The organism is Actinomyces wuliandei (genome assembly GCF_004010955.1).
GTDB classification, from domain to species: Bacteria; Actinomycetota; Actinomycetes; order Actinomycetales; family Actinomycetaceae; genus Actinomyces; species Actinomyces wuliandei.
On record NZ_CP025227.1, the window covers coordinates 988,093 to 1,005,318 of the forward strand.

Here is a 17,226-nt window from a genome sequence, read left to right on the forward strand (position 1 = left end):
GGAATCATGGCTACTTCTCCTTGACGGGATAGAGCGGAAGATCGCCGGTGAGGGAGTTAATGGCCTTCTTGGGGCCACAGAGACCAATCGCAGCGAGTTCGAGGTCGCGAGAGATCGTCGACCCCAGTTTGGCGATGTACTCATCATAGGTCTTGCATCCCTGCGCCAGGCGAGTGAAGGGGAAAGCGTCAATCCCAGAATCATCCTGATCGGCGTGGCTCCACGCGGATGTGAGCAATTTTGCACTGCCGGCCAGGACGGGAAGCGGGGCTAAGATGACCCCAGGCAACTCGGAGTCAGCCGTTTTTGCAGGAGGACCCATGAGTTCGGGGAACTTGACTGCGATCATTGCCGCGACAATCGAGGCGGCATTGACGGCAAGGCCCGTAGGGAGATGACGGTCGACGACGATTACGGTCTTGTGGCCCCTTTTCTGGTGTTCTGTATTCATAAGCGGGACTCCTTTTGGAACTGAGGGATACTGTCCAGAGTTCTTTGTTTTCTTGAAGGGGGAAGAGTGCTGCGCGAGCTCATGACGACACCGATGATGACCGTGATTGCGCCGACTAACTTGAGGATGGTGACCTCTTCTCCGGCGATTACGACCGCCCACACGACTCCGAACACGGGCACAAGGTTCAGGATTGCGACAGCCTGGCTTGGTTTCAGCACGGTGAGCCCGAACGTGTAGAGAAGGAACGCCAGAGCGGAGCAGCCGACGGCGAGATAGACAATCAACCAGATCGCAGGCGAACTGAGGTTGATGGTCGTCCCCTCCGGAAGAAGATGTATGAGCAGGCAAAATCCGATCCCCCCCCCAGAGATTCTGCAAGCCTGTCGTGGGAAGTACGTCGAGGTGTTGGCGTGACGCCACGTTAGTAGGCTTCCGGGTTGAAATCATGTTGTAGGCGGTCCACGCAACTCCGCCAAGGAAGAGGAAGAGAATCCCCCAAGGTCGGTGGATTGCTTCCTGGGCGGGCGCGTCGATGGTAACGAACGCTACGCCGATGAAAGCGGTCAGAACTCCAACGACGTTGATCAGGGCTGGCCGACGACGGTGAAATGCTACTTCAGCAAGCATTGCTATAACCGGATAGGAAGCCACGATCAGGGCGGCATCGGTGGCGGTAGCCAGGGCAACTCCATAGTTCTCGAGGGTAAAATAAATCGTGATGCCGACTAGCCCCGCGCCCGCGACGGACGCGTGGGCTCGCCAAGGTGCGCGCAGGTTTGTTCGGGTGAGGGCGCAGACGATTATCAGCAGTATGGCTGCGACCAGGAACCTGATCGCCCCGAGGGCCAGTTCTCCCACGTAAGGGAGCACGACTTTCGTTACCGCAAACGAGGTACTCCACAGTAGGGCGGCGCCCACGACGGCGCTGATGTGGGGCAGTGCCGAGTCGCGTCTCATGGTTGTTCGCTGTTAACTGCGAGAATATCTGCCACGCTCCAAGTCGCGATCTGCTTCCATGCTTCCTTGCCCCGTTGGTGGTCGGGGTGAGTCTGGAAGGTGTCATAGTCAACGGCAGTATCAAATGTGCCAACGACGAGGAAGTCGGCAGAGTCGGGCCTGCGGCTGGTGTCCCACCCGCAAGCCCAGGTGGCGATCTCCGGGATGGTTGCAGGGTGGCCGCCGGTGATCGTGGCGGCGGCCTGAACCCGGGGGTCCTCGCGGGAGATTCCTGGCTTCAATGTGAACGCGACGACGTGTATTAGATGAGTCCCGTTCAATATGGCTTTCCTTCGCTTATCGGAGGTGGGGCGCGCCTCGCTCAGGGTGAGGGGATCGCAACTCTCTGGGCAACTAGATTCCTGCGGTTAAGAGTATATATTACATCCGGATGTTAGCCAAGTGCGGGCGAGTGTGACGTGCAACGCCTTCTGACTGGCTGTCAGTCAGGTCCCGCACGTTCTGTATGGTGGGGTCCTACGCAGCGATGCCAGGGGTGCTGCCTGCAGAACGTGCGGGCACCGTGTTGCGTCTAGTGTTGCGTGTCGCTAGTTGTTGGATGTGTTGTGGGAGAGGCGGGGTGTGGCCACGTTGTGTTGCTCCTGGCCCGCTGCTGCATGAGGGGGGACTGCGAGGTCTTTGAGTCCTGGACCCGTTCGCGTAGCGTGCGGTCTCGTCTGGTTGCCAGGTCGCGGATCGTCCTGCTGGCGGCCCAGAACGTGCTACACATCGAGACCGGTCTGGCGTGTGGGGGGTTTCGTGCCAAACGGTGGTGACCTGGCGGGCGCAGTCCTTCCGGTTGGCCACCGTCCCTGCGGTTGATATGCGCGCTGTTGTGTGGACTGCTAGTGCCAAGGCTGCTCCTGTCCTGGCTGACAATCTGGTGGCCGTGCTCACCGCCGCGCCCGGCCAGGAGCCCCTCCTGGAGTCCTACGCCCACGAGAACCTGGGCACTGTGGCCTCCCTGGGCATCGGCAAGGGGGTGGCCCGTATCCTCGGGCACAGCCTGCGCGGGTTCGTGGCCTGGACGGCGCACCGTGGCTACCACGTCTACGCCGTGCCCACCCTCAACCGCAAGGTGCGCATCATGATGGACTGGTTCGCCGCCGTGGTGTTCCGCAGGGACCTGGCCTCCTTCGGGTCCGTGGCGGCACCGGGGGTGGCCTTCGCCCGGGCCACCGCCAACGACGCCCGGATCGCCTCCCGGCACCACCAGCCGGGCTGAGGCCGGAGGGAGGCGGCGGCAGGGCGGGTTCCGGTCCTGCTGCTGAGGGGACCGGGACTCGGGCACGGGAGGCTCATGCGGCTGCCAGGTCCTCGACAGGACGCCTGCGTGACGCTGCGTACGCGGGCAGGAGGGCAGCGAGCGTGCCGGCGACGGCGGCCCCAGCCAGGATGGCGGCCAGCTGTCCCCACGGTACGTGCAGGGTCATCTCGACTTCCGATGCTGACTGCCCGAGTGTGGTGACGCCAGCCCACCCCAGGAGGACCCCGGCTACCAGGCCGAGCGCGGTCGACACGATGGCCGTCAGCCCGGCCTCGGTGCAGATCATGGCCATGAGCTGTCCTCGTCCCAGGCCTACTGTGCGAAGGAGCGCGGACTCCCGACGCCGTTCGACCACCGACAGCGCGGCCGTGTTGCCGATACCGACGAAGGCGATGACGACCGCGACAGCCAGCAGGGCGAGCACCACCATGAGCATGGTGTCGAGGATCTGGTTGTAGTAGGCACGCTCCTGGGCGCCTCCGGAGACGTTGATGTCCTCGTCGAGGGCCGAGATGTCAGTCATGACCGACTGAATGTCGGTGGGGCTCATCCCGTCCTCCAGCCGGAGCTGCAGCCGAGTGACATCTGGGCTGGAGTCGATGTCGACGAGTTCAGACGACGCGACTTGCACGATGCCTTCGGGCACGTCCTCGTCCACGACGACCACCAGCGTCGTCTCACCGTCAGCGCCACGTGCGGTGATGTGCTGGCCGCCATACCGAGCGGCCGGGTCATCCGGGCTCACGTGGACGCTGCCTGCCTGCGGGACGGAGACCTCTGAGCGGGCGACACTGCTCGTCGCCTGCTGGTCCACGCCTTCTGCGACGGCCTGCTGCACAGTGGTCGAGGCGCTCTCCAGGTCCACGGCTCCTGTGAGGATCTCCGCGCTGGCGACAACATCCGGCACGTTCGTGATAGCTGCGATCGTTTCCGTGTCAATCGCCTGGCCGGGCGCTGTCTCAGCGATGAGGTCAATCGGGCGCCGGTCGTCGATCTGAGCAACCACGGACTCACGTGCAGAGCTGACGCCCGTTGTCAGCATCGCGAGCAGAATGCTGCCAATAAGGAGGGCGGCCCCGGTTGCAGCGGTGCGTCGTCTGTTGCGATTGACGTTTGCTGCGGCCAACTGTGTGGGTGCGGACACGGGCGAGATGAGCATCCCCAGGAGCCTCACGGTTAATGGGAGCAGGACCGACGATACCACGAGAACTCCAAGGCTGGCGACGAGGCCACCAGCAACGGCCACAGCAATTGATCCCCGTCCTGCCGCGTGCACCATTGCGACTGCGCCAAGAACTGTCAGCCCTGGTCCGATGACGGCCGCCGCAACCGGTACCCGTCTCGTGGAGACAGCCTCAAGAGGCCGCAGGGCGGCAATGGGGCGCACCTTGGTAGCGTTGCGAGCCGGCCCCAGCGCGGACACCGTGGTCACGACGGTGCCGCACGCAGTCGCCCCGGCCACCATCAGCGGGGGTATGGAGAAGGCCGACAGCGGTAGTCCGGTGCCGCCCGAGGCGCTTGCTGACACGAGTGCAGCTGCGACACCAGTACCGATGGCGGCACCAGCGGCAGAGAAGACCAGCCCCACAATGCCTGCCTCCAGCAGGATCAGGCGGTACACCTGGGCAACGCCTGCCCCGATGCACCGCAGGAGGGCCAGCTCTGCGGTCCGCTGGGCGACAAGCACACGGAACGTGTTGGCGATGACGAACCCGGACACGAGCAGTGACACCGCCCCGAACACGAGCATCATGTTGGTCAGCAGCGTGCTGCTGCCCGACAGCTCGGCAAGCTGGTGCTCGACAGCCTCCTCACGCGTGAGGACTGACAGGGATGAGCCGACAACGACATGCTCGGCGACACGGGCCGACAGCGCCCCAGGCGAGACCCCCTCGGAGGCGCTCACAAGTATTCCCGTGGTCACAGCCGACGGCCCAAGTGCCTCAAACGTCGCCTCAGTCGTGATCAGTACAGGGGTTCCCTGGCTGAAACCAGCGTTGGCAGCTGAGGTGAGCCCGACGACGGTGAGGTCAGAAGACCCACCGTGACCAACTGCGTTCGTCACCCTGAGAGTATCACCGACTGTCACCCCCAGTGCCTCAGCGTTGCCGTCATCTATCGCCACCTCACCAGGGGCGCTCGGCCAGTCTCCTGACGACAGCTCCTGCCACCGGTTCTGCGGTGACAGCAGGGGCTCCACACTTGCATTGGCGCGTCGCGCGCCGAAGGCGACCTGCACGTAGGACGACCGTTGCGCGTCTGCTGCCGCAACCTCCTCAAGTCTGTGCAGGCCCTCAAGAGCGGTTGCGACCTGCTCGTCGATATCAGCAGTCTCAGCGTCGTTGTCGGTGACCGCGACCTGAAGGTCGGCCTGGTCCATCTGGGCTGTGAGGCCGTCAACCATTGTCTGCCTGTAGGACGAGGACAGCAGCAAGGTCGTCACGACGAAGGCAACAGACAGCGTGACCGCCAGACCAGTCGCAATCAGCCGACCGACGTGTGCCCGGACGGAGGAGAGCAGTACCTGGTTCATGAGGTGGGCTCCTCGTCGTCAGACTCCAGCCTGCTGAGCGCCTCAAGCACGGCGCGCTGCGTCGGCTCCTGTATGGTCTCGCGCGCCTTGCCGTCTGCAAGAATGAGGACCTCATCCGCGTATGAGGCGGCTTTCGGGTCATGCGTCACCATGATCACTGTCTGGCCGAGTTCGGAGACCATGTCCCTCAGCAGGTACAGGATCCGTGTGCCAGAGCTGGAGTCCAGGTTTCCCGTGGGCTCGTCGGCAAAGACAACGGCTGGCTGCGTCATGACCGCCCGTGCGATGGCGACGCGCTGCTGCTGCCCGCCGGAGAGCTCGTGCGGCCTGTGGCTCAGGCGGTCCCCGATACCGAGCTCCTTGACAACCAGCGACACCCACTCCTTGTCCTGCTTCTTGCGCGCGATCTTGAGTGGGAGGAGGATGTTCTGCTCGGCGGTGAGTGTGGGGACAAGATTGAATGACTGGAAGATGAAACCAATGCGGTCCCGGCGCATCCTCGTCAGCTGACGGTCGCGCAGTCGCGTGATATTGGTTCCCTCGATCCAGACCTCGCCCGCGTCAAGCGAGTCCAGCCCGGCCATGGTCTGCATGAGCGTGGACTTTCCGGAACCAGATGGCCCCATCACCGCCAGAAAACTTCCTTGAGCGACCTCGAGGTCTACCCCTCCTAAAGCCGTCACTGCCGCCTCGCCCGAACCATACGTCTTCCGAAGGTTGACCGCTCGTACTGCCGCCTTGCTTGATTGCATACTAGTCCTCTCTTGTTTTTGCGATCGATGCTGGAAGTCGATTGCCTGTGTTCAGCATCTAGGGTACTCCAAATAGAACTTATGCATCATCGAACTTGGGTGCCATGTCCCACTTTCAGGATCATCCTCCCGGAGGAGCTGACGGTCATCCTCCAGGGCGAGCCGTCGAGGGGTCGCTCCCGGCACCGTCGTCTGGTCGCGATCCGTCCCACAACGAGTCCTCACTTCTCGACCGCAGGTACAACTCACTGTAGGCGCCGCCCCTTTCGATCAGTTCCTGATGGCGGCCCCGTTCCACTACTTTCCCGTTGTCTATAACAAAAATGATGTCAGCGTCAATCACCGTTGACAGCCGATGGGCGATCACCACGCGAGTCGCAGAAAGTCCACTAAAAAACTTGGTGACCCGAGCCTCTGCCGTGTTGTCCAATGAGCTAGTGGCTTCGTCGAGGACGACGATACGCGCCTTCTTCAATGCGGCCCGTGTGAGCGCGATTCTCTGGCGCTGGCCACCCGAGAAATTCTGCCCCATTTGTGCCACCGGAGTGTCCAACCCCAATGGCAGTGAACATATGTCATCTTCGAACCCTACATTTCTGGCGGCTTCCATGATATCCGTGTCGGTGACCTTGCCTGCCCCCATTATAAGGTTGTCTCTTAAAGTTCCGGTGTCAAGGACAACGTTCTGAGGGACATATGCGACATTGGCGTAGAATTGATGTCTGTCAAATTCCGATACAGCACGTCCGTCGATCTCGGTACGACCCACGGATGGTTCATGGAGCCCTACGATGAGGCGACCAAGGGTACTTTTTCCTGAACCCGAGCGACCAACCAGCGCGACCGTCGCTCCAGAGGGAATACTAAGAGTGACATCGGACAGCACTGGATTAGTGAAAGAATCATATGAGAACGTGACGTTGTCGACCACAACAGCGGCACCCGGCGCGGGAGTTTCGTGGCCGCGAAACGTCGAGTCTTCCGGCCGGATAAGTATGTCCGTGACCCGCTCAAGTAACGTCCACCCTTGGGCGACCTGGGAGAAAGAGCCCGTCACCTGAGAGACCTGGCCAAGCAAGAAGCCTGCAAGAGCCTGCACAGAGACGATCAGAGCCGCGTCAACAGCACCTGACGCACCTGCAGTCACGATCAAGACGATGAGGATCGACGAGCTGCATACTAGCACTCAGCGCAGTAAAGACGCCCTGTATACTTTGGAGGCCAACCGAATAGCGTTGGACGCTATTATTCGAGGTTCGCCACCTTTGAATGTAGGCGTCCTCCATCGCGTTGGTTCTGATGGACTCCAGCCCCGAGACTGCAGAGACCTGGATCGATTGCAACTCTGCCCGGCGCCGGGTCTCTTCGAGAGAGAACCGTCGAACCCCTCGTCCAGACGCTAGCGCGAGTACTACGAGAAGGACGATCAAACCAACAGCCACGATACCGGCTAATGGAGACACGACGGTCAACCAGATGATCAGGGTTGTCACCATGATCGCCCCAACGACTACGACGATAAAGTCGGTGGTGATGAGCATGCGAAGTCGCTGAACCGAGTCTAAAGTGAAGAGAAGGTCGCCGACACCTCTATGAGCCAGGTCACCATAAGGAAGCCTCATCATGCGACTAAACACAGTTTGCGACATCGACTTACCGACTGCTGTAGCCGCGATGAGCGAGACGATCGAGCGGGTAAGTGTCAAAAGGGCGTATCCCAACGCAATACCAGCAAGCACGGAAAGCGGCCACAGTAAACTGCTCGACCCTGCTATATCCATTGAGAATGTCGCCGACAGAAGTTGAGGTAGCCACAGTGTCGCAAGGGCCGATCCAAGTGCTACGGCGAGCGTAATCAAGAGCAGAAGGACGTGTGATCTCGCAAGCCGCCAAAGTACCGAAAACGCGGTAGGCACGTTTCGTCGTACTGGTTCGGGATGAGGGTCGATAGTGATCGCGTATCCGCCGAACTTGTCGCTGAATTCCTGGAAGCCTAAGCGGATGACTCCAGCACCCGGATCAACTATGCGAATTCTGACATTATTTCTGGGGTCGACCACTACGTAGTGGTTGCTATTCCAGTGGCAGATCGCAGGCTCTCGTAACCCTATTACCTCATCAGCAGTAACTGCGAACACGTGCGGAGTCGCTCCTTCTTGACGCAGGATCTCCGCAATATGCGCAATGTTCAATCCATCCCTGCCAACGGTGTATCTTAACCGAAGGTCGTTCATGGTAACCGAAGAACCTTGTGACCGTAATAGAATCGCGCAGCAGCACAGAGCGCACTCCGTCTGGTTCAGTTGGCGCACAAGTTTTGGCCGACGACGGGCACGGACTCGGCTCATTGAACCACGCCGCAAGTGAAGATATCCGGGAGCCAACCGCCTCCCTGGAGTTGCACTAATCCGTAAGCCACACCAGGGAGACTGACCATGAAGGCGTCGTTCAGGAGGGTCTTCGCGTTGTAACGCGCCATCGCACGAGGAACTATCTCGGCAGCAAGGGCGTTGGCCCTCTGATTGACTTTAACAAGAAGATCTGCTCTGTCTTGCAGATCGGCAGCTTGCTGGAGAATGACGAGGTTGCCGATATCCCCATGGCAGAGAGAAAAGTTGAGGTCAAAGCATTCGTCGGCAACTAACTCCGTCAGCTCCTCAATCTGCTGACCCCGGGAGTCTGACCCGTTCCTGAACCGAACAAGCTCACTCACGAGAATTCCAGGTGCTCCATGGCACCATCCGTGCGCACGCCGGTCTGCTGCGTCGCTACTAATCGACCACGGCATCTCCACCTCCTCGAACAAGGAGACAAACTTCTGCTCCAAGTCATCAAGAAGCGCCGACGCACAGGGGCTGTGGACTCCATATGTCGAGAGCGCCGCCATCAATCCTGCTAAGCCATGAGCGTACCCACTGTAGATACGCTCGTTTGCCCGGGGTAGGAGATAGTCTTCCGCCAGATCTGCGTATTTGGAATCGCCTAAATGTTCTGACGCGGCAGTTAGGAATAGTGAGAGACCTGAACGACCGGCGTAGAGGCCGTCGCTGAGTTGCCGAAATCGCCATGGGTGCACCTGGGTCGTGTTCGATAACGTTGCGCCCAACCATTCAACCGGGTCCCCATTCCGTGGTCGAATAGCGAACCGGGCGTACTGCTCAGCGATGATCCTAACTAAGTCATCAAGGCCGTTCGAGGAGAGCACACTAGAGTTCCATGCTGGACGGTTGCGTCGCTCCGACCTGTTTCCCCAACCAGGGCGGTCCAAGTCTGCGCTGGTCTTGTTGACGAAACTTGAGTGGATCGTCCGAATGTTGAATTCACGTTTGTGTTCTGACATTCTCTCAAGGGACTGACGCGCCCTCGTCAAGGGAGGCATTGCCAGTGGGTCCGCGACAGCCTTGTACTGGGAGTCGTAGACCCCAGTTTCGTCCGAGCGCAGGGTGAAGTACGGTATGTCTCGTTGCTTGAGGTCGCGGATCTCTGCCCGGATGACGGCCGGGGTGACGTGTTCCATCCGTCCGATGCCGCACCGGTGGAAGAGAACTGTTGTCAGTTCCGGTGACATCTGAAACTCAGGGTGTGTTGCTAGGCTCAATAGCTGATAGTATTTTCTGGTATTGTCCAACACTGCACGGACGTGAACACCTGAGAACAACTCGTCGATCCAGTTCGACACTTCTCGCTTGTGAGCACTGATCCAATCATAAAGTTGCCCAAATGCACTCGCTACAGTTCCAGGAGCGTCTGGTGACGTTGCAGTTGGTGGCACGACTGATGGTTCGCTGATCTCTCCGAACCCGAAATCGACGGACATCCTGTCTGTTCCGATGTCGCGGAATATGGTACTTGCCGTGATTGCGGTCTGTCCGGGTTCATAACCGAGAAACCCGACGTCAACCGACTCCGATGAGCCGTCGACTGTATCTATTCTGGACGGAAGAAATCCTGTTGAGAACACAGACTCAGCGAGCGCAACCATTGCGTCGTCGGCCTCTTTACCTCCCTCGTTGCGCCGCATATTGACCGAAAATAGGGTCTCCGCGTCGACCACCACTGGTCCGCCGTTATGATTGATCACATTCTCGTAGTGCATGTCCGACGCGCCAGTAATGTGCAGGATCGCAAGGAGATGGCCGCATTTCCGAAAGTATTCGTCAGCGCAGCCCCCGTCTTTCATGTTCGCGTATTCTTGCCATCCGTGATCATCTGAGTCGATTATTCGGAGCGTCGGGAGATTGGTGGCGGCGCTTTGGTTGAACCGTTCCACGAGTCGCCCGAAACCGAGTTCGGCGCCCATCTGTCGCGGTTTATACACGATGCGGTTATTATTATTCTCGAACTCGGCAATGAGAACAGATTGGCCGCCGGCATGCGGGTCGCTTCCGGCTGAGGTCAGGGAGAGGAGTGCTGGGTTGGAGCCCACGATTGCCTGGAACTGGTCGTCCTTCTTGATGCGCTCCAGTCTGACGAGGAAGGTGCGCAACGTCTTGGCGGCTTCGGCCCTGAGATAGGAAATTTGATTACTTAACTCAGGAAACACCCGCAATAATCCTCTTTCAAATTCCTCGCTTGCACTTAACCTGCAGAAGTACTCGTAGCGCTCCTCGCTGGAGTTGCCTTGTAGTTGTCCGTTGTCGCGCAGAACGTGCATCGCTGCGATGAGGGTACGGGATGACACCTGCTGAACTCGATCGACTAGAACCAACCAAGCTGATTCTGCCAGGTCTAGCGCGTGCTTGATTGAAACCTCTGCGCCCTCAAAAATTTTCTGGAGAACGACCCGATCAGCATGGCATACGCGTCGGGCAAAACCGTCGAATCCGAGATATTCCTGCGAACTTTCTGTCGGTCGCACGGGGGCCACACTGCTGAGCTTTAAAACATTGTGCGCAGGACTGGGGACCATTGCGGGGTCCATACTGGAGACCTCGGCCAGGAGGAGGTTAACTGCCTCGATGTCTGGCAGTTCGGGAAAGAGGTCACGTACACGCTCAGGCTCATAGTAGGTCATAAGTTTTCCGCTCATAGTCATGTCTGTGCCGGAGCAGCAGCGACGCTGCTGCTCCGGCACAGATCAGCAGATTGCTAAGGACAGTTCAGGAGCCGCAAAGGCGAGGCGGCCGTGTGCACTCCCATGATAGCGTGCAGACAAGGCCGATAGTGCTGGTCGTCGGCACTGTCCACAGACCACCAGCGGTCTGGGCCGCCCTCTCGTCGATTTCCTGCAGCGACAGTTCCTTCGCCACGCTGCCAGCGGCATCAAACGCATTCTCGCGCATGATTTATCTTTTCTCTTGTCGATCCCCTGCCACGGTGACAGGTAGTTTGACCGTAATCCGCCTGGCTTGCATAAGCAACCCCGTCGCCTTCGCGGCAAAACTGTTGTCAGTGGCGTAGGCACATAAATAATTTCGACCAGGTGTTTTTCCTGCTCTCCTCGCTACTCTGTTCGCCGGTGGCGAATCTAATGTACCCGTTTAGTTCCGTGTCTGACTCGTCAAGGACCAACAGTCGCGGCTGTGGGGCGAGAGTGAGCCGCTGCTGCATGCTTAGCGACAGCTGGCCCAGCCGTCGCCCTTTCAGCGTGCTCAGGCCGACGGTCTTCAGCAGCTCGTCAACGCGCCTTCGTGGCAGACCAAGGCTTTGACACCAGGATGCAAGTAGGTGACGCTGCTGGGAGCCGTAGACGGCTCCCAGCCTGTGTGCGCGGACGGTCGCACCCACTGGTTTACTCCTTCTCTTCCTTCCCCGTCGTCCTTGGCGGGGGCAGCCGAAGCGTCGCGGTCGGCTGGAACCCCTCGGGGCTGCCGTGGGCGGCGACGACGACCAGCCTGCCCTCCTCGCGCCACCGGCACATCTCCCGGTTGAGCTCCGCGCGGGCCTGGTCGTCCAGGGCGATAAAGGGCTCGTCCAGCATGACGACGTCGAAGTCCCCCAGGGTGCACATGATGAGCCACAGCTTGCGCTCAGTACCCGAGGAGAGCTCGTCGGCGCGCGTGTCCAGCCAGTCCTCAAGCCGGTAGCGGCCAGCGCGCTCCAGCACGTCGTGGAACTGGGAGCCCGCCAGGTGGCTGGAGAAGGCGAGGTGGTCGTAGAGACTCATCGCCGGGTAGAGGGCGGGCCTGGTCCGCACCACCCTGCGCCAGGGGCGGGCACTGGGGCTGGCGGCGTCGTGCCCGCACACCAGGACTCGTCCGGCCCCCGGCCTGAGGTAGCCGCTGACCAGCTCGACAAGTGTCGACTTGCCGGAGCCGTTGGGGGACTGCAAGGCTACGAGCCCCTCGCGCGGGAACCTCATGGAGAGGTCGGTGAAGACCGGTGGGTCGTCCTCCGAGTAGGCAAAAGTCACACGATCGAGAACGACGCGTTCCGGATGACCATGAGGGACACCCACGGCAGACCTCCAAGCAGGACGACGGTAGCGGTGACGGGCAGTGCGGCGGCTGAGGGGGTCAGGACCGCGTAGAGGTGGGGTCCCAGCAGGGCCATGCCTGCCAGCGCCCCTGCCAGGGAGGACCGGCAGCGTCCGTCTGGCAGCTGCGGCGCGGGTACGAGCGCGCTGCCCAGGGGGCCGGCCAGCGAGGCCCCCACCGGCAACAGGAGCCCTGCCGCCGTGGGAGGGGCTGCCAGGGCGAGGCAGACCAGACTGACGGCGCCGGAGACCAGGAGACCGTCAAGAAGGTGGGCCAGGGTGCTGCCGACGGCCAGCCCGTAGCCACAGGCACCCGCCTCCCAGGCGGCCCGCAGCTGGTAGCACCGGCTGCGCACGCCGTACCAGCTGACCCCTGTGTCCGTGATCGCCAGGGCGGGCAGCAGCGCCCCGAGCGTGACGACACGAGCCGCAGACTCACCGTTGCGTGCCACCACCGTGCCGATCTCAGGGATGCTCGTCCTGGCAGCGACCAGGGCCACGCACAGGAGCACAGCGAGCGTCAGAAACCGAAGCAGCAGCGCCCGCACCGGTGGCACCCAGCACCCCAGCCGCAGCACCACCAGCGTCCGTACCGCCACAGGCACCCACAGGGGCAGGGCGGTACGGTGGCGGTGCCGCCGTGTACGGGCTGGCACCCAGGCTGCGCCCGCTACCGTCCGCAGCTCTGCGGCGGCTAGGCCAGTGAGTGCGGCACAGGCGCCGACAAGCCCGAGCTGGCGGGGAAGCGTGCTCGTCGAGACAAGGGCAAGGGCGAGGGCACCCACAAGGCAGAGCAGCACGGCAGTGAGCAGCTGGCGGGGGCCGCGCTGGTGCGTCATGAGCTGGGCCATGAGAGCGAGCTCGGCAGCCGTGCCCGCAGCGATGACGAGAAGGGTCGGGGCGGCCCAGGTGCTGTCCGCCCCGTTGCCCACAAGCAGGCCGCTGGCCGCCAGGCCGGTGAAGAGGCCCTTGACCACCGCCGGTACCGCGAACCGGACCAGGAACCACTGAGGCATTCCCAGGTCCACCGCCCGCATGAGTGGTGCCAGCACCGGTGCCGTCAGCTCCTCCCGCTTCTGGGAGACTGCTGTGTGTGCCAGCTGCCAGACAGCCCAGGCGGCTCCCAGGGCAGGCCAGGGCGGGGTGACGTCAGTGGCGGCGCCGAGCCGACCGACCAGCAGTGCCAGCGCAAGCACCGGCACCACTGCCAGCACGGTCAGCCCGGTGACGACGGCGAGGAGCGTCCTGGGCCTCCATCTCAGGCCGAAGCGTGTGGCCGCGTCATAGGCCCACAGGAGCGCCGCCGCTGTCACGGGGGTGGCCGTCATGGCAGTCTGCCTGATCAGAAGTTCCTGCTGGGGCGGCTCGCCTCAGCCCGCTCGGTCCAGGTCATGACGGCGAGGACAGCCAGCAGGCCGGAGGCGATGATGCCCACCCAGGCGCTCAGGGTGGGTGGGACCGTCTCAAGGGTGTGCGTGTGGCGCAGCGTCCCGGTGACGGCAAGCATGACGGCACCGATAAAGATCAGCCACGCACCCACCGCGCGCTCGTGGAGCCTGGTGAGCAGCGACACCAGGACCAGTGAGGCACCGACTCCCGCGACAGCCAGGGGTATTCCCCCTGTTGAGCCCAGGAGCGCCGTGCCGCAGCCGCAGACGGCACTGACGGCAGTCAGTACGAGCATGAGGCGGCGTAGTGGGCGTCCAGCTGTAGGTCCTGTCGTGCGTCGTGCCATGGTGCCTTCTAGAGTGCGACCGGAGACAACGTCATGAGCACCGTAACAGACACGTGTCCCTCGGGTCGAGGATGCGACTAGCCGCTTCTGGGAGGCCTGGTTGTCTAGGACGACTCCGGTCCCTTAGTCACTCCAGCCACTCCCGCCTCCCGGCGCAGCAGGCCGTGGGCGCCCAGGCCGCAGGGGGTGAGCACCGCCAGGTCGGCCGCATCGCCATGGTTGGCGGGCAGCGCGGCAGCGGCGCCGGTGATCGTGTGCCATAGGTCCTCAGCGTCCTCCCAGCCGCAGAACAGCTCGAAGCCGTCCTGGCCGTGGCGCCTGGTGCGGGCCAGGAGCACCGAGTGCCCCGCGGCCGTGGCGCGCACGATGGCGCAGCAGCGCAGGCGCGCCACGATGCCCGTCCCGCACAGGACGTCGGGGACGTCCCCGCCCGGCTCGGTCTGGCCGGGTGCTGGACCCAGGGCCGCAGGGATGCCCGGGCCGGAGCCCACGACGTGGCACAGCACCTCCGGTGCGCGTGGCCCCAAGACCGCGATAAGAGCGGTGTCTAGGGACAGGTCGGTGACACGGGCCCCAGTGCCCGCGCAGCGCAGGACCAGTTCCGCCGCCACGCGCTCGCGGCTGGCGGCACTAGTGACCAGGAGGAACTCCTCCTCGCCGACGTGGTGGACCACGACCTCGTCCAGAACGCCGTCGATGACACCGCCATCAGGACCCGCGATCGCCGAGCAGCCCGATCTGCCCACTGCCAGGGTGGAGACGCGGTCGGCCAGGACCCCGTCCAGCGCTGCTGCCGCTCCTGGTCCCTCCACCCTGACCTCCCCCGTGTGGGACAGGTCCAGGATCCCGGCCGAGTGACGGGCCGCCCGGTGCTCTGCCTGCTCGCCGACGTAGGACCAGGGCATGGCCCAGCCGCTGACAGTGCGCAGACGGGCTCCCAGGCGGTCGTGGGTGCGGCGCAGCGGCGTGTGGCACACTGAGGTGCTCGACGGCGCGATCATGGTGCTCATGGGCTCTCCCTGGGTCCTCCTGGTCCTTCCCGGGGCCTTGCCGACCCCGTACTGGTCTGGTCCTGGCCTGTCTCGGTGTCTTCTCTCAGTGTCTTCCTGGTGTCCTGATCTGGTGCAGCCTGGCGAGTCGCGGTCGCCCCTGCCTGCTCTGCCTACGATACCTCGCTTCTGGCTGAGACTCGTGCCCTGCCCTGTAGGGGCGCCGCAGCAGCACGACGCCTCCCGTCTGCTGCCGACCCGCTGTCTATCCACCGTCTGTCCGCCGTAGAATCACTGCCGATGACCACGGCAGACACCTCGACCTCCGTTGCCCCCGCCCCGTCCGCCCCGGCCCTGGACGCCCGGGGCGCCAGCACCGTGCCGCGCACCTACCACGTGCGCACGCTGGGCTGCCAGATGAACGTCCACGACTCCGAGCACATGGCCGGCCTCCTGGAGGGGGCCGGCTACCGGCGTGCCCAGGACGTGCCGCAGGCTGCGGCCCGGGCCACCCCGGCCGGTGACGGCGGGGCCGACGTCGTCATCCTCAACACCTGCTCGGTGCGGGAGAACGCCGCGAACCGCCTGTTCGGCAACCTCGGCCAGCTGGCGGAGGTCAAGCGCCAGCGCCCCGGCATGCAGATCGCTGTCGCCGGGTGCCTGGCCCAGCAGATGGGGGAGAGGATCGTCGAGCGGGCGCCGTGGGTGGACGTCGTCTTCGGCACCCACAACCTGGACGTGCTGCCCGCCCTGCTGGAGCGCGCCCGGCACAACCGCGCCGCCGCCGTGGAGCTGGAGGAGTCCCTCAAGGTCTTCCCCTCCACCCTGCCCACCCGCAGGGAGTCACCCTACGCGGCCTGGGTGTCGGTCGCCGTGGGCTGCAACAACACCTGCACCTTCTGCATCGTGCCCTCCCTGCGGGGCAGGCAGCGTGACCGCCGCCCCGGTGACGTCCTGGCCGAGGTCGAGGCCGTGGCCGCCCAGGGCGCCATCGAGGTGACCCTCCTGGGGCAGAACGTCAACTCCTACGGGGTGGGCTTCGGGGAGCGGGGCGCCTTCGCCAGGCTGCTGCGGGCTGTGGGCCAGGTCGAGGGCATTGAGCGGGTGCGCTTCACCAGCCCCCACCCGGCGGCCTTCACCGACGACGTCATCGACGCCATGGCCTCCACCCCCACCGTCATGCCCAGCCTGCACATGCCGCTGCAGTCCGGCTCGGACACGGTGCTGCGCGCCATGCGGCGCTCCTACCGCTCCCGGCGCTTCCTGGCCCTCCTGGAGAAGGTGCGCGCCCGTATGCCGCAGGCTGCCATCACCACCGACATCATCGTGGGCTTCCCCGGGGAGACTGAGGAGGACTTCCAGGCCACCCTGGAGGTGGTCGAGGCCGCCAGATTCGCCTCCGCCTTCACCTTTGAGTACTCCCCCCGCCCGGGCACGCCCGCAGCGGACCGTGAGGACCAGGTGCCCACCGAGGTGGTCAAGGAGCGCTACCAGCGCCTGGACGCCCTGGTGCGCCGCATCACCCACGAGGAGAACACCGCCCAGGAGGGGCGCGTTGTGGAGGTGCTCGTCGCCGAGGGGGAGGGGCGCCGTGACGCCGCGACCGCCCGGGTCTCAGGGCGTGCGGTGGACAACCGGCTGGTGCACCTGGCGCTGCCCGAGGGCCTGGACGCAGGTGACTACGCCGGTGGCGCGCCGCGACCCGGTGACATGGTGAGCGTGCGCGTCACCCACGGCGCCCCCCACCACCTCATCGCCGACTCCGCCCGGTGCGCGGGACCAGGCAGCGCGGGTGGGCCGGGGACGCCGGGCGCGGTAGCAGGTGGCAGCGCCGGTGCTGCTGGTGGTGGTGGTGCCGGTGGTGCTGGCGGCTCAGGGGGCCGCTTCTGGCTCGACGACGCCCCGGCTCTCTTCGAGGTCCGCCGTACCCGGGCGGGGGACGCCTGGCAGCGGCGCCAGACCGAGGCCCGCGCGGTCCCGGAGCCGGACTCCGCCCCGGTGCCCATCGGCATGCCGAGGATCCGCGTCGGCGCCCCGACGTCCTGAGGACTCGTAGGAGCCACAGGAGTCACACAGGAGTCACAG

The 17,226-nt window shown here is 63.5% G+C and carries 14 protein-coding genes and 1 pseudogene; 2 read left to right on the forward strand and 13 right to left on the reverse strand.

Features of this window, described 5'->3' with window-relative positions:
• Positions 1-10: 10 nt before the first annotated feature.
• The 4 genes and pseudogenes from CWS50_RS13415 to CWS50_RS04075 all read right to left on the reverse strand — a co-directional run bounded on the left by CWS50_RS13415 (position 11) and on the right by CWS50_RS04075 (position 1,731).
• Positions 11-451, reverse strand: coding sequence for a DUF2000 domain-containing protein (locus CWS50_RS13415; RefSeq protein WP_139738299.1), 441 nt, complete (start codon positions 449-451; stop codon positions 11-13).
• Positions 448-825: a DMT family transporter gene (locus CWS50_RS13420; RefSeq protein WP_341472744.1), complete on the reverse strand. Its 378-nt coding sequence runs from the start codon at positions 823-825 to the stop codon at positions 448-450. Before CWS50_RS13420 ends, CWS50_RS13415 begins: the two co-directional genes overlap by 4 nt.
• A gap of 175 nt (positions 826-1,000) precedes the next feature.
• Positions 1,001-1,411: pseudogene (locus CWS50_RS14040) on the reverse strand (DMT family transporter); the annotation flags it as partial.
• Complete coding sequence (locus CWS50_RS04075) at positions 1,408-1,731, reverse strand: Dabb family protein (protein ID WP_164860072.1); 324 nt, start codon at positions 1,729-1,731, stop codon at positions 1,408-1,410. The pseudogene CWS50_RS14040 and the gene CWS50_RS04075, both read right to left, overlap by 4 nt.
• A gap of 542 nt (positions 1,732-2,273) precedes the next feature.
• Between CWS50_RS04075 and CWS50_RS04080 the strand changes: the two genes are divergently transcribed.
• Positions 2,274-2,675, forward strand: a complete 402-nt coding sequence (locus CWS50_RS04080; protein ID WP_243118450.1) for a hypothetical protein — start codon at positions 2,274-2,276, stop codon at positions 2,673-2,675.
• 73 nt (positions 2,676-2,748) lie between these two features.
• On the opposite strand, the gene CWS50_RS04085 is transcribed toward CWS50_RS04080, so the two are convergent.
• From CWS50_RS04085 to CWS50_RS04125, 9 genes are all read right to left on the reverse strand, one after another.
• Entirely contained in the window at positions 2,749-5,250 is a 2,502-nt protein-coding gene (locus CWS50_RS04085; protein WP_127841763.1) for an ABC transporter permease, read from the reverse strand.
• Positions 5,247-6,002: an ABC transporter ATP-binding protein gene (locus tag CWS50_RS04090; protein ID WP_127841764.1), complete on the reverse strand. Its 756-nt coding sequence runs from the start codon at positions 6,000-6,002 to the stop codon at positions 5,247-5,249. Before CWS50_RS04090 ends, CWS50_RS04085 begins: the two co-directional genes overlap by 4 nt.
• A gap of 145 nt (positions 6,003-6,147) precedes the next feature.
• The gene (locus tag CWS50_RS04095; protein WP_243118507.1) at positions 6,148-7,149 is read right to left on the reverse strand and encodes an ATP-binding cassette domain-containing protein; all 1,002 of its coding nucleotides are present in this window, start codon (positions 7,147-7,149) and stop codon (positions 6,148-6,150) included.
• On the reverse strand, positions 7,121-8,350 hold the full coding sequence (locus CWS50_RS04100) for a cysteine peptidase family C39 domain-containing protein (protein ID WP_127841766.1): 1,230 nt from the start codon (positions 8,348-8,350) through the stop codon (positions 7,121-7,123). Before CWS50_RS04100 ends, CWS50_RS04095 begins: the two co-directional genes overlap by 29 nt.
• Positions 8,347-11,016, reverse strand: a complete 2,670-nt coding sequence (locus CWS50_RS04105) for a type 2 lanthipeptide synthetase LanM family protein (protein ID WP_164860074.1) — start codon at positions 11,014-11,016, stop codon at positions 8,347-8,349. Before CWS50_RS04105 ends, CWS50_RS04100 begins: the two co-directional genes overlap by 4 nt.
• Before the next feature lie 717 nt (positions 11,017-11,733).
• Positions 11,734-12,354, reverse strand: coding sequence for an ABC transporter ATP-binding protein (locus CWS50_RS04110; RefSeq protein WP_127841768.1), 621 nt, complete (start codon positions 12,352-12,354; stop codon positions 11,734-11,736).
• Complete coding sequence (locus tag CWS50_RS04115; protein WP_127841769.1) at positions 12,351-13,745, reverse strand: hypothetical protein; 1,395 nt, start codon at positions 13,743-13,745, stop codon at positions 12,351-12,353. The genes CWS50_RS04110 and CWS50_RS04115 overlap by 4 nt, the downstream gene beginning before the upstream one ends.
• Positions 13,746-13,759: 14 nt before the next feature.
• Positions 13,760-14,101: a hypothetical protein gene (locus CWS50_RS04120; protein WP_127841770.1), complete on the reverse strand. Its 342-nt coding sequence runs from the start codon at positions 14,099-14,101 to the stop codon at positions 13,760-13,762.
• A 155-nt stretch (positions 14,102-14,256) separates the two neighbouring features.
• Complete coding sequence (locus tag CWS50_RS04125) at positions 14,257-15,162, reverse strand: aminomethyltransferase family protein (RefSeq protein ID WP_127841771.1); 906 nt, start codon at positions 15,160-15,162, stop codon at positions 14,257-14,259.
• 279 nt (positions 15,163-15,441) lie between these two features.
• On the opposite strand from CWS50_RS04125, the gene miaB reads away from it, so the two are divergent.
• On the forward strand, positions 15,442-17,187 hold the full coding sequence (miaB, locus tag CWS50_RS04130; RefSeq protein ID WP_127841772.1) for a tRNA (N6-isopentenyl adenosine(37)-C2)-methylthiotransferase MiaB: 1,746 nt from the start codon (positions 15,442-15,444) through the stop codon (positions 17,185-17,187).
• The last annotated feature ends 39 nt before the right edge of the window (positions 17,188-17,226 follow it).